This window comes from Duganella sp. 1411 (assembly GCF_017833525.1).
GTDB lineage: Bacteria > Pseudomonadota > Gammaproteobacteria > Burkholderiales > Burkholderiaceae_D > Rugamonas.
The window spans coordinates 320,253-345,321 of sequence record NZ_JAFICD010000004.1 but is presented as its reverse complement, the minus strand read 5'-3'; the positions used below and the strand labels follow the sequence as shown (position 1 = coordinate 345,321).

The 25,069-nt window shown below is 64.9% G+C and carries 14 protein-coding genes, 1 tRNA gene and 1 pseudogene; 11 read left to right on the top strand and 5 right to left on the bottom strand.

What is annotated here, in order from left to right:
- The 7 genes from JOD97_RS22355 to JOD97_RS22325 all read left to right on the top strand — a co-directional run bounded on the left by JOD97_RS22355 (position 1) and on the right by JOD97_RS22325 (position 5,710).
- The gene (locus JOD97_RS22355; protein ID WP_209723515.1) at positions 1–621 is read left to right on the top strand and encodes an outer membrane lipoprotein LolB; all 621 of its coding nucleotides are present in this window, start codon (positions 1–3) and stop codon (positions 619–621) included.
- A gap of 97 nt (positions 622–718) precedes the next feature.
- Positions 719–1,597: a 4-(cytidine 5'-diphospho)-2-C-methyl-D-erythritol kinase gene (gene ispE, locus JOD97_RS22350; protein ID WP_209723808.1), complete on the top strand. Its 879-nt coding sequence runs from the start codon at positions 719–721 to the stop codon at positions 1,595–1,597.
- Between the two features lie 79 nt (positions 1,598–1,676).
- Positions 1,677–1,753, top strand: a tRNA-Gln gene (locus JOD97_RS22345).
- A gap of 149 nt (positions 1,754–1,902) precedes the next feature.
- Positions 1,903–2,853, top strand: a complete 951-nt coding sequence (locus JOD97_RS22340) for a ribose-phosphate pyrophosphokinase (RefSeq protein WP_209723512.1) — start codon at positions 1,903–1,905, stop codon at positions 2,851–2,853.
- A gap of 175 nt (positions 2,854–3,028) precedes the next feature.
- On the top strand, positions 3,029–3,661 hold the full coding sequence (locus tag JOD97_RS22335) for a 50S ribosomal protein L25/general stress protein Ctc (protein ID WP_209723510.1): 633 nt from the start codon (positions 3,029–3,031) through the stop codon (positions 3,659–3,661).
- Between the two features lie 110 nt (positions 3,662–3,771).
- Entirely contained in the window at positions 3,772–4,353 is a 582-nt protein-coding gene (pth, locus tag JOD97_RS22330) for an aminoacyl-tRNA hydrolase (protein WP_209723507.1), read from the top strand.
- 55 nt (positions 4,354–4,408) lie between these two features.
- The gene (locus tag JOD97_RS22325) at positions 4,409–5,710 is read left to right on the top strand and encodes an amidohydrolase (RefSeq protein ID WP_209723504.1); all 1,302 of its coding nucleotides are present in this window, start codon (positions 4,409–4,411) and stop codon (positions 5,708–5,710) included.
- 33 nt (positions 5,711–5,743) lie between these two features.
- Here the strand turns inward: JOD97_RS22325 and JOD97_RS22320 are convergent, their stop codons facing one another.
- Complete coding sequence (locus tag JOD97_RS22320) at positions 5,744–7,573, bottom strand: DUF885 family protein (RefSeq protein ID WP_209723501.1); 1,830 nt, start codon at positions 7,571–7,573, stop codon at positions 5,744–5,746.
- Positions 7,574–7,700: 127 nt separating this feature from the next.
- Positions 7,701–8,315 carry a glycine zipper 2TM domain-containing protein gene (locus JOD97_RS22315; protein ID WP_209723497.1) on the bottom strand — a complete coding sequence of 205 codons (615 nt, stop codon included), beginning with the start codon at positions 8,313–8,315 and terminating at the stop codon, positions 7,701–7,703.
- A gap of 276 nt (positions 8,316–8,591) precedes the next feature.
- Here JOD97_RS22315 and ychF point away from each other — a divergent pair, with 276 nt between their 5' ends.
- Positions 8,592–9,683, top strand: a complete 1,092-nt coding sequence (ychF, locus tag JOD97_RS22310) for a redox-regulated ATPase YchF (RefSeq protein ID WP_209723493.1) — start codon at positions 8,592–8,594, stop codon at positions 9,681–9,683.
- A gap of 210 nt (positions 9,684–9,893) precedes the next feature.
- Here ychF and JOD97_RS22305 read toward each other — a convergent pair whose 3' ends face one another.
- Together JOD97_RS22305 and JOD97_RS32785 are read right to left on the bottom strand one after the other, a co-directional pair.
- Positions 9,894–10,394, bottom strand: coding sequence for a Fic/DOC family N-terminal domain-containing protein (locus tag JOD97_RS22305; RefSeq protein WP_209723477.1), 501 nt, complete (start codon positions 10,392–10,394; stop codon positions 9,894–9,896).
- 116 nt (positions 10,395–10,510) lie between these two features.
- Positions 10,511–10,792, bottom strand: coding sequence for a LysR substrate-binding domain-containing protein (locus JOD97_RS32785; protein ID WP_373999915.1), 282 nt, complete (start codon positions 10,790–10,792; stop codon positions 10,511–10,513).
- Positions 10,793–10,809: 17 nt separating this feature from the next.
- On the opposite strand from JOD97_RS32785, the pseudogene JOD97_RS32780 reads away from it, so the two are divergent.
- Together JOD97_RS32780 and JOD97_RS32775 are read left to right on the top strand one after the other, a co-directional pair.
- Positions 10,810–11,070: pseudogene (locus JOD97_RS32780) on the top strand (aldo/keto reductase); the annotation flags it as partial.
- 151 nt (positions 11,071–11,221) lie between these two features.
- The gene (locus JOD97_RS32775; RefSeq protein ID WP_373999914.1) at positions 11,222–21,970 is read left to right on the top strand and encodes a DUF4347 domain-containing protein; all 10,749 of its coding nucleotides are present in this window, start codon (positions 11,222–11,224) and stop codon (positions 21,968–21,970) included.
- Here the strand turns inward: JOD97_RS32775 and JOD97_RS22180 are convergent.
- A complete protein-coding gene (locus JOD97_RS22180; RefSeq protein WP_229264636.1) occupies positions 21,960–23,201 on the bottom strand; it encodes a glycosyltransferase in 1,242 nt (413 codons plus the stop codon). The two genes, JOD97_RS32775 and JOD97_RS22180, sit on opposite strands and share 11 nt — an antisense overlap.
- A 164-nt stretch (positions 23,202–23,365) precedes the next feature.
- On the opposite strand from JOD97_RS22180, the gene JOD97_RS22175 reads away from it, so the two are divergent.
- Positions 23,366–24,976, top strand: coding sequence for an NYN domain-containing protein (locus tag JOD97_RS22175; RefSeq protein ID WP_209723474.1), 1,611 nt, complete (start codon positions 23,366–23,368; stop codon positions 24,974–24,976).
- Positions 24,977–25,069 lie beyond the last annotated feature (93 nt).

Sequence of the window (25,069 nt, the reverse complement as noted above, 5' to 3'; positions counted from 1 at the left end):
ATGACGATTTCCATTTTCCGCCGCGCGGCCGGCGCGCTGGCGCTGGCCGGCGCGTTGGCCGCGCTCGGCGGCTGCGCCACCACCTCCGCGCCGCGCTCGACCACCGCCGTCGCGCCGTACCGCGACACGCTCGACCTGGCCGGCCGCATCGCCATCAACTACAGCCGGGATGGCAAGCAGGAGTCGCTGAGCGGCAAGTTCACTTGGCGGCAAACGGCGGCCAACACCGACGTCACCCTGATCTCGCCGACCGGGCAGACGGTCGCCGTGATCAACGTCGCGCCGGGCTCGGCCAGCTTGAAGCGCAGCGGCGAGCCGACCCGCACCGCGCCCGACCTCGACAGCCTGACCCGCCAGACCCTGGGCTGGACGCTGCCCGTTTCCGGCCTGCGCGACTGGCTGCAGGGCTACGCGATCGCCGCCGACGGCAGCCGCTTCAGCGCCTCGCCGGCCAGCGACACCGTCGTCACCCGCGACGGCTGGAAGCTCGACTACGTGTCGTGGCAGGATGACGCGGCCGCCGTGCCCCTGCCGAAGCGCATCGACGCCACCCGCATCGCGCTGGGACAGCAGGTCGACGATATGTCGATCCGCATCGTTATCGATTCGCCCGCGCCATAACCCCAAGCCACGGCTTGGGGTCGGACTCCCTGGGGACTCGGCGTCCCCGTCCGACCCCGAACTTCCGGGTTCCGCAATGTCCCACCAACGCATCCTCATGACCAGTCTAAAAAATTGCCCGGCCCCGGCCAAACTGAACCTGTTCCTGCACGTCAACGGCCGCCGCGCCGACGGCTACCACCTGCTGCAAACCGTTTTCCAGCTGGTCGACCACGGCGACACCTTGCACTTCACCCTGCGCGACGACCACCTGCTGCGCCGCGTGACGGCGATCGACGGGGTGCCGGAGGAGGGCGACCTGATCATCCGCGCCGCCCGGCTGCTGCAGGCCGAAGTGCTGCGCCGCAGCGGCGCGCTGCCGCCCGGCGTGGATATCGCCATCGACAAAATCCTGCCGATGGGCGGCGGCCTGGGCGGCGGATCGTCCGACGCCGCCACCACCTTGATGGCGTTGAACCATTTGTGGCGCGCCGGTCTAACGAGGGAAGAGTTGATGGCGCTCGGCCTGCCGCTGGGCGCGGACATCCCGTTCTTCATCTTTGGCGAAACCGCGTTCGCCGAGGGCGTGGGCGAGGCGCTGCAGCTGGTGACGGCGCCCGATTGTTGGTATGTCGTCATCGAACCCGGGGTCGCGGTGCCGACGGCGGCAATTTTTTGTTCAGAACATTTGACAAGGGACACACCGCCCGTCATAATAACGGACTTTTCCAGCTACCACGAAAATCAAACTGATTTGAAGGGGTACGGAAGGAACGATTTACAGCAAGTGGCAACGAGTTTGTTCCCGCCGGTGGCAGAGGCGATAGAATGGCTCAGTGCTCACGGTGATGCCAGGATGACTGGTTCCGGTGCTTGTGTATTTTGTGCAGTGGCAACCCAGGCCGACGCCGACGCGGTACTTCAACAAGTACCCGCCAAGTGGAAAGCCTGGAAAGCCCAGGCGCTGACACGGCATCCGCTCACTAAAATGTTGTAGTCGGGTAAAAAAAGATTTGGCTTAGCGTGAAATTGGCGATAAAATACTCGCCGTTGTAGCGACAAGCAGTCAGTTGCGTAGGGGAATCGCCAAGCTGGTTAAGGCACTGGATTTTGATTCCAGCATACCAAGGTTCGAATCCTTGTTCCCCTGCCATTCGTTTTCCTTGCGACACCGTCGAGGCATTAGTCTCCGGCCAAGGCAAGCACCAATGTCCGCGCCCCGGCGCGGATCATTCTAAGTTCAGCGCCACGCGGCTTCCGCTGGCGACATCAAAAATTTCATCGACTATCTCTGGGACTCCCATGGCTTACGAAAACCTGATGGTTTTTACCGGCAACGCTAATCCTGCGTTGGCAGAAGGAGTCGCAAAAAATCTCGGCATTCCACTCGGCAAGGCAAACGTTTCGAAATTCTCGGACGGCGAAGTGATGGTCGAGATTAACGAGAACGTCCGCGGTAAAGACGTCTTCGTTCTGCAATCGACTTGCGCACCAACCAACGACAGCCTGATGGAGTTGATCCTGATGGTCGACGCCTTGAAACGGGCATCGGCAGGCCGCATCACCGCCGCCATCCCTTACTTCGGTTACGCCCGTCAAGACCGCCGCCCGCGTTCGGCGCGCGTCGCGATCTCGGCCAAGGTGGTGGCCAACATGCTGGAAAGCGCCGGCGTCGAGCGCGTCCTGATCATGGACCTGCACGCGGACCAGATCCAGGGCTTCTTCGATATCCCGGTCGACAATATTTACGCTTCGCCGATCCTGCTGAGCGATCTGCAAAAGAAGAACTACCAGGACCTGCTGGTGGTGTCGCCGGACGTCGGCGGCGTGGTGCGCGCGCGCGCCCTGGCCAAGCGCCTCGGGTGCGACCTGGCCATCATCGACAAGCGCCGTCCGAAAGCCAACGTTTCCGAAGTGATGAACATCATCGGTGAAGTCGAAGGCCGCAACTGCGTCATCATGGATGACATGGTCGATACCGCCGGCACCTTGGTCAAGGCGGCCGAAGTGCTGAAAGAGCGCGGCGCCACCAAGGTGGTCGCGTATTGCACCCACGCGGTTCTGTCGGGCCCGGCCATCGAGCGCATCGCCAATTCGTCGCTGGACGAGCTGGTCGTGACCGACACGATCCCGTTGTCGGACGCGGCCAAGGCTTGCGGCAAGATCCGCCAGCTGACCTGCGCGCCGCTGCTGGCCGAGACGTTCAAACGCATTATCAAGGGCGATTCCGTGATCTCCCTGTTTATCGACTGATCGATAAGTAAGCGATAAACGACGCTACTGTTTTTTAGCGGCGCGCGTGGCAAATCTGCCCCGCGCGCCGTTGTACTTCCCGGTTTCATGGGCGCAGTCAGCTCATTTTCGAAGCACCCTGGTCGCGGGGGCTTCATAACACGAGGCGCGAGCCTTGTTATTTTTGGAGTTACACATGAAAGTTGTTGCATTCAAACGCGAATTGCAAGGTTCCGGAGCGAGCCGCCGCCTGCGCAATTCGGGCCAAACCCCAGGCATCATCTACGGCGGTACCGAAGCGCCAGTGACCATCTCGCTGGACCACAACGCGCTGTACCACGCGCTGAAAAAAGAAGCCTTCCACTCGTCGATCCTGGATCTGGAAATCGACGGCAAGACCCAGCAAGTGCTGCTGCGCGACTTCCAAGTCCACGCGTTCAAGCAACTGGTTCTGCACGCTGACTTCCAGCGCGTCGACGCATCGAAGAAAGTGCACATGAAAGTCGCGCTGCACTTCGCCAACGCCGACGTTTCGCCAGCGGTCAAGCTGCACGGCGCCACCATCAGCCACGTCGCCAACGAAATCGAAGTGTCGTGCCTGCCGAAAGATCTGCCTGAGTTCATCACCGTCGACCTGTCGAACATCGACGTCGGCCACTCGCTGCACATCGACGAACTGACCCTGCCAGCCGGTGTTACCGCTGTTGCCGCCGGCACCAACCTGACCATCGCCACCGCTTCGGTGCCAGCCGGTCACGTGTCGGCCGAAGCCACCGCCGCCGAAGCTCCAGCAGCCGACGCCAAGCCAGCCGCCAAAGCCAAGAAGTAATCCTGACCGCCGCGGCGACGCGGCGCCAGCAGAAGACCCCCGCTAGCCCAGTGCCGCCGGGGGTTTTTTTACGTTTGACCGATAATATTGTTTATTTGACTGAGCATCCCATGCCCATACGTCTCATCGTCGGCCTCGGCAATCCCGGCGCCGAATACGAACAAACCCGCCACAACGCCGGCTTCTGGCTGGTCGACAACCTCGCCAACGACGTCGGCGCGCGCCTGCAGCGCGAGACCAAGTACAACGCGCTGGCCGCCAAAAGCGTCATCGCCGGCCACGAGGTGTGGCTGCTGGAACCGCAGACGTATATGAACCGCTCCGGGCAATCGGTCGGCGGCCTGTGCCGCTTTTTCAAGATCAACCCGGACGAGGTGCTGGTGGTGCACGACGAGCTCGATCTGATGCCCGGCACGGCGCGCCTGAAAAAGGGCGGCTCGTCGGGCGGCCACAACGGCCTGAAGGACATCACCGCCGCGCTCGGCACGCAGGACTACTGGCGCCTGCGCCTGGGCATCGGCCATCCACGCACGCTCAGCCTGCAGCAGCAGGTGGCCGACTTCGTGCTGCACCGGCCGCGCCGCGAGGACCAGGACCTGATCGGGCAGGCCATCGACAAGGCGCTGCTGGTGATGCCGCAGATCGTCGACGGCAAGTTCGAGGCGGCGACGATGAAACTGCACACGGCCTGACGCGCGTCGATGGTATGCTGAAGGAACTATTTCCCTCAGACTAAGGATGCCATCAATGACACGCTTGCCGATCGCCGCACTCGTAACATCATTATTGTTGGCCGCCTCGGCACAAGCCGGGGACGCCGGCGCCGTCGCCAAGCAGATCGACGGCATGTATCCCAAGCTCGACGTCATCTACAAGGATTTGCACGCGCATCCGGAGGTGGCATTCCAGGAAACGCGCACCGCCGCCAAGCTGGCCGCCGAGATGCGCGCCATCGGCTTCGACGTAACCGAGAAGGTCGGCAAGACCGGCATCGTCGCCCTCTACAAGAACGGCGCCGGCCCGACGGTGCTGGTGCGCACCGAGATGGACGGCCTGCCGATGGAGGAGAAATCCGGCTTCGCCTACGCCAGCAAGGCCCACGCGACGCTGGACGGCAAGGACACGATGGTGGCCCACAGCTGCGGCCACGACGTCCACATGACCGCCTGGCTGGCCGCCGCGCGCACCCTGGTGGCGATGAAATCGCAGTGGCAGGGCACCTTGATGTTCATCGGCCAGCCGGCCGAGGAAATCGTCGCCGGCGCCAAGGCCATGCTCGACGACGGCCTGTTCAAGCGCTTCCCCAAGCCCGACTACGCGTTCGCGCTGCATTCGTGGCCGCTGGCCTACGGCACCATCGGCTACAACAGCGGCCCGGTGTCGTCCAACTCCGACGCCATCGAAATCACCTTCAAGGGACGCGGCGGGCACGGCTCGGCGCCGGACAAGGCGCTCGACCCGATCACCATCGCCGCCCGCTTCGTGGTCGACGTGCAAACGGTCATCAGCCGCGAAAAGGATCCGAAGGAATTCGGCGTGGTCACGATCGGCGCCATCAACGGCGGCAGCGTCGGCAACATCATCCCCGATTCGGTCAAGGTGCGCGGCACCATCCGCACCTACAACCCGCAGGTGCGCGCCAAGATCCTGGCCGGCGTGCGGCGCGTCGCCAACGCCTCGGCCGCGATGGCGGACGCGCCGGCGCCCGATGTCGAGCTCATCACCGGCGGCGCGGCCATCGTCAACAACGACGCGCTGGTCACGCGCACCGAGGGCGTGCTCAAGCAAGCCTTCGGCGACGCCAACGTGGCGCGCATGCCGGCCATGACGGCCAGCGAGGATTTCTCGGTGTACGCCAACGAGGGCATACCGTCGATGTTCTTCTTCACCGGCGTCTACGATCCGGCGGCGGTGGCCGAGGCGGACAAGCCGGGCGGCAAGCCGATCGCCTTCAACCACTCGCCGTACTACGCGCCGGTGCCGGAGCCGTCGATCAAGACGGCGGCGCAGGCGATGACCCTGGCGGTGCTCAACGTGTTATCGAAATGATGCCGGCGCCGCGCTGATCGCGGCGCCACCTGCTCATTTGCTCGCGGCGATCCATTTGTCGACGCGCGCCTCCAGGATCGGCAGCGGCAGCGTGCCGTCGCCGATCACCACCTGGTGGAATTTCTGGTAGCTGAACTTCTCGCCCAGGGCTTGCTGCGCCCGCGCGCGCAGCTCCAGGATCTTCAGCGAGCCGATCTTGTAGCTCAGCGCCTGCGCCGGCCACACCATGTAGCGCTCGATCTGGTTTTTCGCGCGCGCCTCGCTCCAGCCCAGCGTCTCGACCAGATAGGCGATCGCCTGCTCGCGGCTCCAGCCTTTCGCGTGCATGCCGGTGTCGACCACCAGCCGCGCGGCGCGCAGCATCTCCGCGTTCAGGTGGCCGAAGTAGGCGACCGGATCGTCATACAGGCCCAGCTCGCGGCCCAGCGTCTCTGAATACAGCGCCCAGCCCTCGGTGTAGGCCGCGCTGTTGGGATTCTCGGTGCTGAACTTGCGGAAGTCCGGCAGATCGAGCTCCTTGAGCAGCGCCGCGTGCAGGTGGTGGCCCGGCACGCCCTCGTGCAGGAACAGGCTGACCATGTCGACCCGGCTGTATTGCTTGGGATCGTTGACCACCGGCCAGAACACGCCCGGATGCGAGCCGTCCGCCGCCGGCGGCGTGTAGTGGTCGGAGGCGGTCGCGCGCGTCAACTCCGGCTCCAGGTGCAACTCCAGTTTGGCCTTCGGAACCAGGCTGAAGTAGGTCGGCAGCTTGGCCTGCACCGTCGCGTAGATCGCGCGGTAGGCGTCGAGCACCTGCTCGTCGGTGGTGAAGATCTTGAACTTGTCCTGCGCCGCCATCCATTGCGGCAACTGCTTTTCGGGGCCGTCGTAGCCCAGCTTGGGCCCCAGCGCCGTCAACTGCTGCTGGATGCGCGCCACTTCCTTCAGGCCCAGCGCGTGCACCGCGTCCGGCGTCAGCGGCAGGTTGGTGCTGTCCTTGATGCGCGCGGCATACCAGGCGGTGCCGTTCGGCAGCGCGCTCCAGCCGGCGCTGGCGCGGCTGGCCGGCAAGTATTCGTTTTCCAGGAAGCCCACCAGGCGGGTCAGCGCCGGCGCGATCTTCTTGTCCACCGTGGCCAGGTAGGCCGCCGTCAGCCGTTGTTTGTCGGCGGCGGAAAATTGCGCCGGCATGCGCGTGACCGGCGAATAGTAGACGCTCGTCTCCGGCGTGGCCGCGCGCAGGTTCTGGAACTGCGGCAGCATCGCCACCGTGATCGCGCGCGGCTGCACGATGCCGGCGCGGATGCCTTGCTTCATGTTCGCGATGGCCTGGTCTATCCACGCCGGCAACTGGTTCAGGCGGCTCAGGTAAGCCTGGTACTGCGCGACCGTGCCCAGCGGCTGGGAGCCGGTGCCGTCGGCGTAGTTGGCCAAGGTGCTGGGGACGTTGTCGAACTGGTTGAGCGGCAGCAGGTGTTCCGGGAAGGACTCCAGCTGCATGGCGTTATTGAGTTCGTAGGACAGCAGATCGTAGGTCAGCTGGTCCGGTTCGCCGAGGCGGTCGCGCCGCACGCCCATCAGCTGCTTTTGCATCTGCCGGTACAGCGCGAACTGGGCCGCGCGCACGGACGGCGAAATGCTCAGCCCGATCTGATCGTTGTAGCGGCTGTCGCCGTTGGCGGTGGCGAACAGCAGCGGATCGAACTTGCAGCGCGCCGTGTGGAACGCCGCCGCCAGTTTCGCCAGTTGCTTTTGCGCCTGGGCGGCCTGGACGGCGGCGGCGGGCGCGGCCTGCGCCGGCGGGGCGCCGACGCCGATGAAAAGGAGGCTGGTGATCAGCGCGGAAGTCCGCAGCGTGGCGCGGCAGCGAGTGTAGGGCATGGACGTTTCCTGGTGGTGGATAAGCCGCCAACGCGGGCGGCTCATCTTAACGGCTTGTTGGACGATAGTTCGCCAGCGAGTCTAGCACTAAACAATCCACCAGGAAATTGTCTGCTGGTTTGCCAGCTTAGTCGATCGGGCGCAGTCCGCCGTCGACGACACGCACGTCGTCGCCCTGGTGCCACGATGGCTGTTCGGTCTGATGGAATTTGCGGACCGAGCCGTCGTTCATGCGCACGGTGATGTCGTAGCTCTTGTTGGCCTTGACCCGGCCTTCGATCTGGTTGCCGGCGACCGCGCCGCCGATGGCGCCGGCCACGGTGGCCAGTTTGCGGCCGTTGCCGGCGCCCACCTGGTTGCCCAGCAGGCCGCCGACCAGCGCGCCGCCGACCGCGCCCACGCCGCTGCCTTCGGCGCGGGTTTCGATCTCGTTGACGGCTTCGACCACGCCGCAGCTATGGCAGACGGCCGGCGCGCTCTTGACCGGGGTGTGTTTGACGACGGGCTTGTCGCGCACCGCTTCGCGCACCGGCTCGCGCACCTGCTCGCGCGCCGGCGCCGGCGCCGATTGCGCCGCCAGCGGTTGGCCGTTGGGGGCCAGCGACGGGTCCTGGTTCTGCGAATTGGAGGAAGGCAGCCAGCCCATGATGGCGGCCACGCCCACGCCACTGACTAGCACAACTGCGGCCGCGGCGGCCATGATCATCGGATGCAGCTTGGAATTGGATGTGTTGTTATTCATTTTTCTACCTTTTATGTGTGGAATGGCTTATATGACTACAAGCAACTAACGCGGCGGTGACAAATCCAGGTGACGCAGATTTCGTATCAAATGTAAGCAATTGTTCCTAAATGGCATGCAGGTCACCGGGGTTGGGGCGGTTTTTTTGAAGAGTGGGGGCGAGGGAGGTACAATTGATCCCTGAACGCTTTAAACAGCACGAATATTTAAAAAACGCCCGAGTCGGCCGTTTTTCACCAGCCGCTTGCCGGCGAAATTGATTATTAAAGGTTTTCCATGAGTCTCCAATGCGGCATCGTCGGCCTGCCCAACGTCGGCAAGTCCACTCTCTTCAACGCCCTGACCAAGGCCGGCATTCCGGCCGAGAACTATCCGTTCTGCACCATCGAGCCCAACGTCGGCGTCGTCGAAGTGCCTGACCCGCGCATGGCCGCGCTGGCCGAGATCGTCAAGCCGGAGCGCATGGTCAACGCCATCGTCGAATTCGTCGACATCGCCGGCCTGGTCGCGGGCGCGTCGCAGGGCGAGGGCCTGGGCAACCAGTTCCTGTCGCACATCCGCGAAACCGACGCCATCGTCAACGTCGTGCGCTGCTTCGAGGACGACAACGTGATCCACGTGGCCGGCAAGGTCAGCCCGCTGGACGACATCGAAGTGATTCAAACCGAGCTGGCGCTGGCCGACCTCGGCACCGTCGAAAAAGCCATCCACCGCGAAAACAAGAAAGCGCGCTCGGGCGACAAGGACGCCGCCAAGCTGCTGGCCATCATGGAGCGCATCGTGCCGCACCTGAACGAAGCCAAGCCGGTGCGCGCGATGGGCCTGGACGCCGACGAGATGGCGCTGATCAAGCCGCTGTGCCTGATCACCGCCAAGCCGGCCATGTACGTCGCCAATGTCTCCGACAGCGGTTTCAAGGACAACCCGCTGCTCGACCAGCTGACCGCCTACGCCGCCACCCAGAACGCGCCGATCGTCGCCATCTGCGCCGCCATCGAAGCGGAGATCGCCGACCTCGACGACGCCGACAAGGGCGCCTTCCTGGCCGACATGGGCATGGAGGAGCCGGGCCTGGACCGTCTGATCCGCGCCGCCTACAACCTGCTGGGCCTGCAGACCTACTTCACCGCCGGCGTCAAGGAAGTGCGCGCCTGGACCATCCACATCGGCGACACCGCGCCGCAGGCGGCCGGCGTCATCCACACCGACTTCGAACGCGGCTTCATCCGCGCGCAGACCATCGCCTACGACGATTTCATCCAGTACAAGGGCGAGGGCGGCGCCAAGGAGGCGGGCAAGATGCGCGCCGAGGGCAAGGAATACGTGGTCAAGGATGGCGACGTGCTGAACTTCCTGTTCAACGTCTAAGCGCGGTTGCCGCGCCCACTTAAAAAGCCCCTCCCGGGGCTTTTTTACATCCGGGGTCAGGTCCACCATTTCTACACGAACTGAGCGCTGGTCTGCTGATTTGCTCGCAAAAGGGCGCATGCGGCCCGATAAGGCCCAGCCCGTGGCGAAATCGTGGACCTGACCCTAATGCCTGACCCTAATGCCCTCTTTCCCGCTTGCCGTTATATTTCAAGGGTTTTGGGAACAAATCCTTCGTCGGTCAGTGCTTTGATGATTCCGCGAAGACACCGGGACGGCAGCAGGCATCGCTATTTGTACCGGAGCCTCCCTGTACGCGCCGGGAGTTTTGTCCCCTTCGCGTTCCAAGCCGCTGACAGCCATGCTAGGTAGATCGCGGATAGATGCTTCCGTGAGCGGGGCGCCTGGCGCCATCGCATCTTCCACATATTTCATTGCTTCTTCGATGTTGGTGATTTCCTTCATCTGGTCACCAGTATCGGTTTCCCCTTGGACCGTTGTCTCAATCAGGTCGGCTAGCGTTGTGTGGTTGCCTTCAATGCGGGCAGATCCCAAACTTTCCAACAAATGAAAGATTTGCTTTAACTGGAAGAATACGCCTGACGGAGTCGTCCCTCCCAGTTGCAGGCGTCGAAGATGTTCAAGTTCAGTCACCACATCAACCAGGGGGAGTCGAATGATGGGTTGTGCAACTGAGATCAAAGTGTTCAAACCTGGGGGGGCTTCATATAAGCGGGCCGTTTATGAATTGGATCGTCAAAAGCTATCTTGAATCTGATCGAAAAAGCGTAGCGCAATCAATTGGTTGTACAACGTTTCGTTGTAAATTATCTTGAATCTCCCGGTCTGACATCTGGAAAGTCGATATTGATGGCTTGCTTGTCGCGCCGATGCTTGACGCACCAGTCGACAAAGCCGCGCAACGCGGCCGACATGTGCTTGCGGCTGGGGTAGTACAGGTGGAATCCGGGAATCGCCGGGCACCATTCCTCCAGCAGCCGCACCAGCGCGCGCTGGCGCAGGTGCTCGCGGGCGTGGAACTCGTGCCCGAAGGCGATGCCCACCCCGTCGCGCGCCGCGTCCACCATCATCTCGTCGTCGTCGCGCACCAGCGGACCGTCGACGCCGACGGCGACGCCCTTGCCCGGTGGCAGCCGGCCACGGCGTCACCGTGGCGCAACTGGCGCTGGGGTGGCTGCTGCACCAGGATGGGCGGATCGTGCCGATCCCCGGCGCCCGCCAAATCGGCCATCTCGAGGAGAACGTGGCCGCGGCGGCGGTGACCTTGGGCGCGGCGGACCTGGCCGCCATCGACGCCGTCTTCGGCGCCGGCAGCGTGCACGGCGCGCGCTACGCCCAGGGCGACCTCGACCTTCTGGAACGCTGAGCGCGGCGCTGAAGCTGACCATGCCCGGCCAATTTCGGGTTTCTTGTAAATCCAACGCAGTTATTTGTATCAAAATGTGACCAAGGGCATTATTTCTGATTTGCAATCGTGATAACATGTCGCGTTACCAAAATAATCAGAAAGAGTTCCTGTGAGTAAAGACGTTATCTTCATCGACAGCCGCGTCGGCGGCGCCTCCCTCGTCAGCGGCCAGATCGGGCCGGATAGCGAAATTATCATCCTCGATGGCACACAGGACGGCCTGCAGCAGATGGCGCGGGAGCTGGCCGGGCGCACCGGTCTGGACTCGGTCCAATTGATTTCGCACGGCGCCGCTGGCGCCTTGCTGCTGGGTAACACGCTGCTGACCAGTGATAACTTGGCCAGCTATCAGGTGCAACTGCGGCAGATCGGCGCCAGCCTGGCCGGCGGCGGCGATTTGCTGCTGTATGGTTGCGATGTCGCGCACGGGGTGGGTGGCCAGCATTTCATCGATGCGCTGGCGCTGGCAACCGGCGCCGACGTGGCCGCGTCGACCGACCTGAGCGGTCCCGCCGGGCTCGGCGGAAACTGGACGCTGGAAGCGGCAACCGGGACGGTCGAGACGGCGGCGCTGAGCGTGGCGACCGACGGCGCGCTCGGCCTGTACACGGGAACCTCGGGCAATGACACGCTTTATGGCGTGGATGCCGGCGATACCATTTTGGGCGGGGATGGCGATGACTATATCGCCGGCAAATATTATCCCAGCACGGACATCGGCGATTGGCTCGATGGTGGGAACGGCAATGACAGCATATATGGCACTTACGAGAGCGACATGGTCATCGGCGGCGCTGGCAACGACACCTTGGAGAGCGGTAAGGGCGATGATACGATACAGGGGGGGGACGGCGATGACCTTATTAACATGCACTCCTGGTACAGTGACCAATTGACTGACGGTGGCGCCGGCAACGATACCATCTGCGCTGACCGCAATGACACCGTGATCGGAGGCGACGGCAACGACCTGATTTATTGTAATCCGTCGGATGACCCTTCAGGCCTGCTGCGGGTCGATGGCGGTGCTGGCGACGATACCATCCACATGTTTTCCGCTTCTTGGCTCGACGCGGAAATGCTGGCAACAGGCGGTTCTGGTAGCGATACTTTTGTTGTTGGTGAGAATGATGCTGGCGGTCACAGTGCCGTTACGGACTTCAGCGTGGGGCCCGGTGGCGACCATATCGATGTGTCCAAGCTGCTGGTCAACAGCACCTATTTGGGCATGACCACGGCAATCAACCCGTTTAATGCGTCATATGGCTATCTGCGCTTGGTTCAGGACGGGGCCAACACTTTGTTGCAGTACGACGCTGACGGCATCAACGCCAGTGCTCATGGGTACCAGACTGTGCTGGTACTTAAAAACGTCAATGCGAGCAGCTTGACCAAGGAGAACTTCACCGATCTCGTGCCGCTGGATGGCGGCAAGGTCGGCGGCCAGGTGGTCACCGTGCCGAACGGCCTGGGCGTGCTACAAGGCGGTTTTTACAACGACACCATCACCGGGGGCACGGGCACGAATACCCTAAAGGGCGGTTACGGCAATGATCTTTTGCAAGGTGGGAACCAGCCGGACGGCCAGACCGGCGACGACATGGCCGGCGGCGAAGGCAAGGACACGCTCATTGGCGGCGCGGGCAATGACACCCTGCGCGGGGATAAAGGGAGCGATTACGTCGACGGCGGCGCCGGCGACGACTATCTGATCAGCGGCGGGGTTGACGGCGACGGTGGCAACGGCGTGGATACTCTGATCGGCGGCGACGGCAACGATACCTTGGCGTTCAGTGGACTCTACTACAACGGCGCACCGGTAATTCTCAACGGCGGCGCCGGCGACGACGTGATCGATGCATGGAGCGGGGCTGGTTTCGGCGCCGTCAGCGGCATCCTTACCGGCGGCAGCGGCAGCGACACCTTTGGCACGAGGAGCTCGTACATGTCGAGCGATAGCTTGTTCCAGGTCACCGATTTCAAGGCCGGTGCCGGTGGCGACCGCATCGATGCAGAAGGACTGCTCAGCTATGAGACCCTCAAGTTCAAGACGAATCCATGGGCGGCCAGCAGCGGTTTTGTGCGACTGGTGCAGTCCGGCGCGGACACCCTGGTACAGCACGATATTGATGGCATCGGCGGCACCCAAAAGTTTGTCACGGTGCTCGTCCTGCAAAACGTCAATGTCAACCAACTCACGCAGGCCAACTGGCTGGCGCACTTGCTGCAGGGCGGGACCGCCGACAATACCTTGTACGGCGGCTTCGGCGCCGACACACTGAGCGGCGCCGGTGGCAATGATGTGCTCGACGGCGGCGTGGGCGACAACCTGCTGCTGGGTGGTACCGGCGACGACACGCTGCTGGGCGGCGCCGGTGCGGACCGGCTCGACGCCGGCGTCGGCGTCGATGTCGCCGACGGCGGCGCGGACAACGATACGCTGACCGTGCTGGGCAACTTTAACGACTACCAGTTTAAGCGGCCAAGCGCGACCGACACCCGGCTGATCAACCAAGCCACCGGCGAGTACATCTTGATGCGCAATATCGAAACCGTGATCTTCGCCGATGGCGCCAAGACGCTGGCCCAGGTCGTGGCGGGCTTGGCCAGCACCGGCGCGGACCTGTTGACCGGCACCGGCGGCGCCGACACGCTCGACGGCCTGGCCGGCAACGACACCATGAGCGGCGGCGCGGGCGATGATGTCTACGTCGTCGATGCCGCGGGCGATGTGGTCAACGAAGGCGTCAATGCCGGCGTCGACCGCGTGGACACCGGATTGGCCGCCTACACGCTCGGCGCCAACGTCGAGAACCTGCGCTACACCGGCGGCGCCGCGTTTTCCGGCGGCGGCAACGAACTGGACAACGTCATCGAGGGCGGCGGCGGCAACGACGTCTTGCTGGGCGCTGCGGGCAAGGATACCCTGCTGGGCAACGCCGGCGCGGACAAGCTTGACGGCGGCGCCGGCGATGACGTGCTGGCCGGCGGCGCCGGCAACGACACGCTGCTCGGCGGCGCCGACAACGATGCCCTGAACGTCGGCACCGGCATCGACCTGGCCGATGGCGGCGCCGGCATCGATACGCTGACCGTATTGGGCAACTTTGCCGACTATGCGCGCACGCGTGTCAGCGCCACCGACACCCTGCTGACCAATGCCGCGACCGGCGAAACGATCACCCTGCGCAATGTCGAGAGCGTTATGTTCGCCGACGGCGTCAAGACGATGGCGCAAGTCCTCACCAACCTGGTCACTGGTTTCGACGACGTGCTGGCCGGTGACGGCGGCGCCAACGTCCTCGACGGCGCCAAAGGCAATGACACCATGGCCGGTGGTAACGGAGACGATGTCTACGCCGTGGACGCGGTGGGCGACGTCATCGTTGAAAACGCGGACGGCGGCACCGACAGCCTGAATGTCGCGCTGGCGACGGCCGGCACCTATATGCTGGGCGCCAACGTGGAGAATGCCACGGTCACCGCCGGACCCTCGATCGCCGTCGGCCTGACCGGCAATGAGCTCGACAACATCCTGACCGGCAACGCGGCGGCCAATACGCTGACCGGCGGCGCAGGCAACGATGCGCTGATCGGCGGCGCCGGCAGCGATGTCCTCAAGGGCGGCACCGGCGACGACACCTACATGGTGGCAGACGCGGGCGACACCGTCACCGAGTTGGCGGGCGAGGGCACCGACATCGTGAGCACCGCGCTGGCGAGCTACACGCTGACGGCCAATGTCGAGAACCTGGCCTACACCGGCACGGTCGGCTTCACCGGCACCGGCAACGCGCTCGACAACGTCATCACCGGCGGCAACGCCGGCAACAAGCTCGACGGCGGCGCCGGCAACGATCAACTCACCGGCGGCAATGGCGCGGACAGTCTGATCGGCGGCCTGGGCGACGACACCTTCATTGGCGCGACCGGCAAGGACACCATCGACGGCGGGGCCGGCACCGACCGGCTGCAAGGCCTGGGCAACTTCGCCAGCTATGTCGTCACGCGGCCGACCCTGGCCGACACGGTATTGACCGATAGCGCGGGCAACGTGATCACCGTGCGCGGCGTGGAAAACTTCGCCTTCGCCGATGGCGACAAAACGCTGGCGCAGGTGCAGGATAACATCGCCAGTATCGGCAACGACAGCCTGCATGGCACCGCTGGCAACGACGTGCTCAATGGCGGCCTCGGCGTCGATACGCTGAGCGGCGGCACGGGCGACGACACCTACGTGATCCTCAACGCGGCCGACGTCGTGGTGGAAAACGCCGGCGAAGGCGTCGACCTGGTCCAGGTGGCGTTGACGGCGGCCGGCACCTACGCGCTGGCGGCCAACGTGGAAAACGCCACCGTGACGGCGGCCGCCTCGCTGGCGGTCAACCTCAACGGCAATGACCTCGACAACATCCTGACCGGCAACGCGGCGGCCAACACGCTGACCGGCGGCGCCGGCAACGACACGCTCGATGGCGCCGCCGGCAGCGATGTCCTCAAGGGCGGCACCGGCGACGACACCTACGTGGTGGCCGATGCCGGCGACACCGTCACCGAACTGGCGGGCGAGGGCACGGACACCGTGCGCACATCGCTGGCGACCTACACGCTGACGGCCAACGTCGAGAACCTGGGCTACACCGGCACGGCCGCCCTCACCGGCACCGGCAACGCGCTCGACAACGTCATCACCGGCGGCAATGCCGGCAACAAGCTCGACGGCGGCGCCGGTAACGACCAACTCACCGGCGGCAATGGCGCGGACAGCCTGATCGGCGGCCTGGGCGACGACACCTTCATTGGCGCGACCGGCAAGGACACCATCGACGGCAGCGCCGGCACCGACTTGCTGCGAGGCCTGGGCAAGTTTGGTGATTATGTTGTCACGCGGCCGACCCTGGCCGACACGGTGCTGACCGACGGCGCGGGCAACGTGATCACCGTGCGCGGCGTGGAAAACTTCGCCTTCGCCGATGGCGACAAAACGCTGGCGCAGGTGCAGGATAACATCGCCAGTATCGGCAATGACAGCCTGCATGGCACCGCTGGCAACGACGTGCTTAATGGCGGCCTCGGCATCGACACGCTGAGCGGCGGCACGGGCGACGACACCTATCTGCTCCTCAACGCGGCCGACGTGGTGCTGGAAAACGCCGGCGAAGGCGTCGACCTGGTCCAGGTGGCGTTGACGGCCGCCGGCACCTACGTGCTGGCGGGGAACGTGGAAAACGCCACCGTGACGGCGGCCGCCTCGCTGGCGGTCAACCTCACCGGCAATGACCTCGACAACGTCCTGACCGGCAACGCGGCGGCCAACACGCTGACCGGCGGCGCTGGTAACGACACGCTCGATGGCGCTGCCGGCGCCGACAAGCTGGCCGGCGGCAGCGGCGACGATACCTATGTCGTTGATGTGGCTGGTGATGTTGTCACCGAGTTGGCGGGCGAGGGCACGGACACCGTGCGCGCATCGCTGGCGACCTACACGCTGACGGCCAACGTCGAGAACCTGGCCTATACCGGCGCGGCCGCCTTCACCGGCGCCGGCAACGCGCTCGACAACGTCATCACCGGCGGCAACGCCGGCAACAAGCTTGACGGCGGTGCTGGCAACGATCAACTCATCGGCGGTACGGCCGCGGACAGCCTGATCGGTGGTCTGGGCGACGACACCTTCATCGGCACCGCCGGCAAGGACACCGTCGACGGCGGCGCCGGCACCGATCTGCTGCGGGGCCTGGGCAAGTTCGGTGATTATGTCGTCACGCGGCCGACCCTGGCCGACACTGTGCTGACCGATGGGGCGGGCAACGTGATCACCGTGCGCGGCGTGGAAAACTTCGCCTTCGCCGACGGCGACAAGACGCTGGCGCAGGTGCAGGACAACATCGCCAGCGGCGGCAACGACAATCTGCGCGGCACCGCCGGCAACGACGTGCTCAACGGCGGGCTCGGGGTCGACACGCTCAGCGGCGGCACGGGCGACGACACCTACGTGATCCTCAACGCGGCCGACGTGGTGGTGGAAAACCCCGGCGAAGGCGTCGACCTGGTCCAGGTGGCTCTGACGGCGGCCGGCACGTACGTGCTGGCGGCGAATGTGGAAAACGCCACCGTGACGGCGGCCGCCTCGCTGGTGGTCAACCTCACCGGCAATGACCTCGACAACGTCCTGACCGGCAACGCGGCGGCCAACACGCTGGCGGGTGGCGCCGGCAACGACACGCTCGATGGCGCTGCCGGCGCCGACAAGCTGGCCGGCGGCAGCGGCGACGACACCTACGTGGTGGCCGACGCGGGCGACACCGTCACCGAGTTGGCGGGCGAGGGCACGGATATCGTGCGCACGTCGCTGGCGAGCTACACGCTGACGGCCAACGTCGAGAACCTGGCCTACACCGGCGCGGCCACCTTCACCGGCACCGGCAACGCGCTCGACAACGTCATCAACGGCGGCAACGCCGGCAACAAGCTCGACGGCGGGGCCGGCAACGACCAGCTCACCGGCGGCAATGGCGCGGACAATCTGATCGGCGGCCTGGGCAACGACACCTTCATCGGCACCGCCGGCAAGGACACCATCGACGGCGGCGCCGGCGACGATCAGGTGCGGATCACCGGAAAATTCGCCGACTACGCCATCACCCGTCCGAACGCGGCCGACGTCGTGCTCACCGACAAGGCGGGCAACGTCCTCACCGTGCGCGGCGTGGAAGAGTTCGAATTTTCCGACGGTCCGCAGCAGCTCGACAGCGTGCTGTACAACGTGCCCAGCATTGGCAACGATCAATTGTTCGGTACCGCCGGCGCCGACACGCTGGATGGCGGCGCCGGTGCCGACACCATGCATGGCGGTGACGGCAACGATACCTACTTCGTCGACAACGTCGGCGATGTCATCGACGAAGGCCAGAACTCGGGCACCGATGTGGCGCTGGTGGCGCTGGCCATCGCCGGCACCTACACGCTGGGCGACGACGTCGAGAACGCGACGGTCACCGCGGCGGTGGCGGTCAACCTGGTTGGCAACGGCCTGGATAACTTCCTGACCGGTAACGCGGCGGCCAATACGCTGACGGGCGGCGATGGCAACGATACGCTCGACGGTGGCGCCGGCGCCGACAAACTGACCGGCGGCAATGGCGACGACCTCTACATCGTCGACAGCGCGAGGGACGTGGTGACCGAAGCGCAGAACGAGGGCAGCGACACGGTGCGCACCTCGTTGGCCACCTACACGCTGGCGGCCAACGTCGAAACGCTGGTGTACACCGGCGCGGCCGCGTTCACCGCCACCGGCAATGCGCTGGACAATGTCATCACCGGCGGCAACGCCGGCAACAAGATCGATGGCGGCGCAGGCAATGACAGCATCACCGGCGGCAACGGCGCGGACAGCCTGGCGGGCGGTCTTGGCGACGACACCATCGCTGCTGGCGCGGGCAAGGACACGATTGACGGTGGCGACGGCAATGATGTGGTGCAAATAGCGGGCAATTTCGCCAGCTACAAGGTCACCCGGCCGACCGCGACCGACACGGTGCTGACCGGCCAGAATGGCGTTGTGCTGACTGTGCGCAATGTCGAAAGTTTCGTCTTTACCGATGGCACGAAGTCGCTCGACGACGTGCAATATAACTTCGCCAGCGTGGGCAACGACAAGCTGTACGGTACCGTCGGCAACGACACGCTGGACGGCGGCGCCGGCGCCGATACCATGCATGGCGGTGACGGCAACGATACCTACTTCATCGACAACGTCGGCGATGTCATCGACGAGGGCCAGAACTCCGGCACCGATGTGGCGCTGGTGGCGCTGGCCACCGCCGGCACCTACACGCTGGGCGACAACGTCGAGAACGCGACGGTCACCGCGGCGGCGGCGGTGGTCGTCAACCTGATCGGCAACGGTCTGGATAACTTCCTGACCGGTAACGCGGCGGCCAATTCGCTGACGGGCGGTGACGGCAACGATACGCTCGATGGTGGCGCCGGCGCCGACAAACTGATCGGCGGCAATGGCGACGACCTCTACATCGTCGACAGCGCGGGCGACGTCGTGACCGAAGCGCAGAACGAAGGCAGCGACACGGTGCGCACCTCGTTGGCCACCCACACGCTGGCGGCCAACGTTGAAACGCTGGTGTACACCGGCGCGGGCGCGTTCACCGCCACCGGCAATGCGCTGGACAATGTCATTATCGGCGGCAGCGCTGGCAACAAGATCGATGGCGGTGCGGGCAATGACAGCATCACCGGCGGCAACGGCGCGGACAGCCTGGTGGGCGGTCTTGGCGACGACACCCTGGCCGCCGGCGCGGGCAAGGACACCATAGACGGCGGCGACGGCATCGATGTGGTGCACGTGGCGGGCGATTTCGCCAGCTACACGGTCACCCGCCCGAACGCGACCGACACGGTGCTGACCGGCCAGAATGGCGTCGTGCTGACTGTGCGCAATGTCGAAAGTTTCGTCTTTGCCGATGGCACGAAGTCGATCGATGACGTGCAGTACAACCTCGTCAGTGTGGGTAATGACAAGCTGTACGCTGGTAACGGCAACGACACGCTGGACGGCGGCATCGGCGCCGACACCATGCATGGCGGTGGCGGCAACGATACCTACCGCATCGATAACGTCGGCGATGTCATCGACGAGGGCCAGAACTCCGGCACCGATGTGGCGCTGGTGGCGCTGGCCACCGCCGGCACCTACACGCTGGGCGACAACGTCGAGAACGCGACGGTCATCGCGGCGGCGGCGGTGGCGGTCAACCTGATCGGCAACGGCCTGGACAATTTCCTGACCGGTAACGCGGCGGCCAATTCGCTGGCCGGCGGCGACGGCAACGATACGCTCGACGGTGGCGCCGGCGCCGACAAACTGACCGGCGGCGCCGGCAACGACCTCTACATCGTCGACAACGCGGGCGACGTGGTGACCGAAGCCCAGAACGAGGGCAGCGACACGGTGCGCACCTCGTTGGCCTCCTACACGCTGGCGGCCAACGTCGAAACGCTGGTGTACACCGGCGCGGGCGCGTTCACCGCCACCGGCAATGTGCTGGATAATGTCATCGCCGGCGGCAGCGCCGGCAACAAGATCGATGGCGGCGCCGGAAATGACAGCATCACCGGCGGCGGCGGCGCGGACAGCCTGGCGGGAGGTCTCGGCAACGACACCATCGCCGCGGGCTATGGCAATGACACCATAGACGGTGGCGACGGCATCGATGTGGTGCAAGTGGCTGGCGACTATGGTAGCTACGCGGTCACGCGCCCGAACGCGACCGACACGGTGCTCGCTGACAAGTACGGCTTCAAGCTGACCCTACGCAACGCCGAGTATGTAGTCTTTGCCGACGGAACCCGGACGATCGAGGAGGTTCAGGAGAACACCGTCAGTGCCGGCAACGACCACCTGCGCGGCTCGGCCAATGCCGATGTGCTCGACGGCGGCGCCGGCGCCGACACGATGGAAGGCGGGCTGGGAAATGACGTCTACGTGCTGTCCGGTGTCGACGACGTGGTGATCGAAGCGGCCAAAGCAGGCACGGACTCGGTCAGCCTGGCCTTTACCAAGGCCGCCACCTATACCCTGACACCCAATGTCGAAAACGCCACGGTGGTGGCCGCCGACAGCGTCGCCGTGAACGTCACCGGCAACGAACTGGCCAACTGGATCACGGGCAATGGCGCCGCCAATATCCTCATCGGTGGTGACGGCAACGATACCTTGCAAGGCTTGGGTGGCGCCGATACGTTGGTCGGCGGCGTCGGCGACGATCTCTATATCATTGACGGTGCCGCCAGCCAGACCGTCGTGGTGGAAAACGCTGGCGACGGCATCGACCGGGTCGCGACCAATCTGTCATCCTACAAGCTGCCGGACAATGTCGAAAACCTGTCCGCGCGCAACTCGAGCGGCACCCTCAACTTCACCGGGACGGGCAATGCGCTCGACAATGTGCTGAACGCGACCAACACCAGCAGCGCCAAGCTGGACGGCGGCGCCGGCAACGACACGCTGATCGGTGGGAGCGGCAACAACACCTTGCTTGGCGGGGAGGGCGACGACCGCTTCGAGACGGGTGCTGGCCACTCTATCGTGGATGGGGGCAGCGGCTCCGACACCCTGGTTCTCGGCTACCCGCTGGGTGCCGCCTCATCCTTCAAGGTGAAACAAATCAGCGCCAGCGATATCCAGCTGACCGATGCCAATGGCTACTCTGCCACGGTGCGCGGTGTGGAACATTTTGTCTTCAGCGATATCACGCTCACGCTGGAAAACCTCACGCAGAACCTGCATGGCGTCGGCACTTCCGCTGATGTGATTGCATATAGCCACAACATCCTCGGCACAGGCGGGGCCGACAATCTGGTCGGGACCGCCGGCAATGACTGGATCAACGGCGCCGGCGGCAACGATACGCTGACCGGCGGCGGCGGGGCGGATGCCTTCGTCATCCCGGCGCAGGGCATGACGACCATCACCGATATGGTCTCCGGTAGCGACCGCATCATGCTCCACCAGCGGGACATCAAAGACGCGATGTTCATGCAGGCGCAGGTGGTTTCCGCGCCTGGCTCCGACATCTATGGGAATCTGGTCATTTTCAACCAGAAGCTGGACGGCCTGTCTGCGTTCAACGCGGCAAAGCTCATCAACAGCAACAAGGGCTTGTACGATGACGGCGAGCAGATGTTCTGTGTGTTCTCCACCACCGCCGATACGGCGGTGTATCGGTTCACTTCGAGGGCTGGCGACGAGGTCGTCTCCACCTCGGAGCTCACCCAGATCGCCATATTGACGGGAACGCCGAGCGTCACCAAGGCGGATTTCCAGTTCATTGGTTGATGGGCGCGCCAACAAAACGCAGCAGCGCCGGCATGCAATGCCGGCGCATGTCGTAGCCTTCGACGATGGTCTGGCGGGCGGCGTCGCGCAGGGGCTGTAGTTGCGCGCGCCGCTCCAGCGCGTCGGCCACGGTGGCCGCCAGCGCCTGGTGGTCGAAGAAGTCGACCAGCAGGCCGTTGCGGCCGTGCTCGATCACCTCCTGCACCGGGGCGGTGCGCGAGGCAACGATCAGGCAACCGCAGCTCATCGCCTCCATCAGCGACCAAGACAGCACGAACGGATAGGTCAGGTAGGTGTAGACGGCCGCCACCTGCATCAGCTGCGTCAACACCGTGTGCGGCACCTTGCCGACGAAGTGGATGCGCCCCATGTCGAGCTGGTCCTTCACCTCGTCGAGGAAGATTTGTTTCCAGCTCTTGCCCTCGGGCGGGCTGGCGCCGTAGCTGACGCCGTCGCCACCGACGATCACCACGCGCGCGTGGGGCCGGGCTTGCATCAATGCCGGCAGCGCCCGCATGAAGATGTGGTAGCCGCGGTACGGCTCCAGCTGGCGGGCCACGAACACCACCACCTCGTCGCCGGGCCGCAGCGTGACGCCGGCCGCCCGCAGTTGGACATAGGCCGACGGTTCCGGGCGGAAGCGCGCGGTGTCGATGCCGTCGTGGATGACGGTGATGCGGTCGCGGAACCAGGCCGGGTGGCGGTCGCGCTGGAAGGTGGTCGGCGACAGCGCGCCGTCGGCCACCGACATCGCGTGCAGCAGATGGGTGTTGCGCAGCCGCAGCCGCTGCAGCGCGGCCGGGCTGGGGGTCGAAAATTCCGGATCGAAGAAGGAGTCGCCCCCTTCGGCGCCGTAGTAGTACTCCGCATACACCAGCAACTTCGCCTCGGGAAACACGTCCTTGACGAACAGCGCCTCGCCCCAGCCCGGATGCACGAATATGACGTCCGGGGTGTAGCCCTGCTCCTTGAGCCATGCCAGCCGCGCCGCCGCCGATTCGCCGCGCAGCACCTTGCCGTGCAGGTCGCGCAGTTGCGGCGAAGGCCGTTGGCCGTGCGGCTGCGCCGCCACCGCGTGGCGGAAGTAGCGCACGCCGGGCAGCGGCTCGGCGGGCTGGTTCATGCCGAGGCCGACCACCTCGTGGCCCTGGGCCGCCAGCAGCGGCGCCAGATGCTTGAACTGGCCGGGAAAGTTCTGGTGGATGAAGAGATATTTATGTTGTGCGCGCAATTCTGGGCCTGTGGCGGGTGGTAATCCGCCACAAGTATATCTTGCAAGCTGTGCCGATAGGGTGCGGCGGCCGTTGTTGGGTATAATCGTCGGATTGCCGGACCGCCGGACCTCCGCGTTTGCCTCTCGCACCGCCTCACTCCTCACTAGAAAAATTACTCTTCATGGCTTCTTCCAACGATAACGTCAGCATGGCGCTGTTCTGCGATTTTGAAAACGTGGCGCTCGGTGTGCGCGACGCCAACTACGACAAGTTCGACATCAAGCCGGTGCTGGAGCGCCTGCTGCTCAAGGGCAGCATCGTGGTCAAGAAGGCGTATTGCGACTGGGACCGCTACAAGGCGTTCAAGGCGCCCATGCACGAGGCCAACTTCGAGCTGATCGAGATCCCGCACGTGCGCCAGTCGGGCAAGAACTCGGCCGACATCCGCATGGTCGTCGACGCGCTCGACTTGTGCTACACCAAGTCGCATGTCGATACCTTCGTCATCATCTCGGGCGATTCCGATTTCTCGCCGCTGGTGTCGAAGCTGCGCGAGAACGCCAAGAAGGTGATCGGCGTCGGCGTCAAGCAATCGACCTCCGACCTGCTGGTGGCCAACTGCGACGAATTCATCTTCTACGACGACCTGGTGCGCGAGAGCCGCCGCGCCAAGCGCGACGCCGGCGAGGCCAACAAGCCGGCCGTCAAGCGCTCGCCGGAAGAGGAGCGCGGCCGCCGCGAAGAGATGGACAAGCGCCGCAACCAGGCGGTCGAGATCGCCGTCAACACGTTCGAGGCGCTGGTGCTCGAACGCGGCGACAGCGGCAAGATCTGGGCCTCCGTGCTGAAGGAGGCGATCAAGCGCCGCAAGCCGGACTTCAGCGAGTCCTATTATGGCTTCCGCACCTTCGGCAACCTGATCGAGGAATGCAAGGCGCGCGGCCTGCTCGAATTCGGCCGCGATGAAAAATCCGGCGCCTATGTTTACCGCAGCAGCGGCGCGTCCAGCCAGGGGGCGGGCGAGGCGCAGGTCGCCGAAAACGCCGGCGCCGAGGCGCAGGAAGGCGGCAAGCAGGAATCGCGCCGCAGCCGTGGCCGTGGCCGCACCGCCGCCGAACGCTTCGCCGAGCGCCAGGCCGAACGCCTGGCGCAGCAGGCGCGCGCGGAACCGGACGCCGACGAGCAGCACGCCGACGACCAGCGCGACGACGCCGACGAGGCCGCGCCGGTGGTCGAGGCCTACGCGGCTTGGCAGGCCGAGCCTGAACCGGCGCAGGAACAGTCCGAAGCGCAGCCCGAAGCGCCGCCGGAATCGGACCGCAACCGTGGCCGCGGACGCGGCAACCGTGGCGGCCGCAAGCAGGGCGAGCGCCAGGGCGGCCATGGCGCCGTGGCCGCCGCCGAGGCGCCGGTGGTGACGGAGCTGGCGGTCGACCTGCCGCTCCAGCCGCCGGTCGCCGAAGCGTTTGGCGAAGTGGTCCAGGCGGTGGCGGACGAGGCGCCGGCGCCGGCCAAAAAGAAAAGCGGTCCGAAGCCGCCCGCGCGCAAGCTGAAGGCCGCGGCCAAGCCGGCGGCCGAAGAGGGCAAGCCGGCCAAGGGCGGCAAGGGCCGCAACGCCGCCGCCGCGCCGGTGGCGGTGGAACCGGCCGCGCCGGTGGTGGTCGAGGCCGTCGTGGCGGAGTCCGTTCCAGCCGAGTCCGCTCCGGCCAAGCCGGCCAAGGCCAGGGCGCCGCGCAAGCCGTCCACCCGCGCGCCGCGCGCGGCCAAGGCGGCGGCCGAGTCGGACGAGTGAACAAGTAAGCCGGGCAAGGGGCGGCGCCGGATCGTATAATGACAACATTACGATCTTATTAACCAGCGCGGCGATGCCGCCAACGGAGGTGCC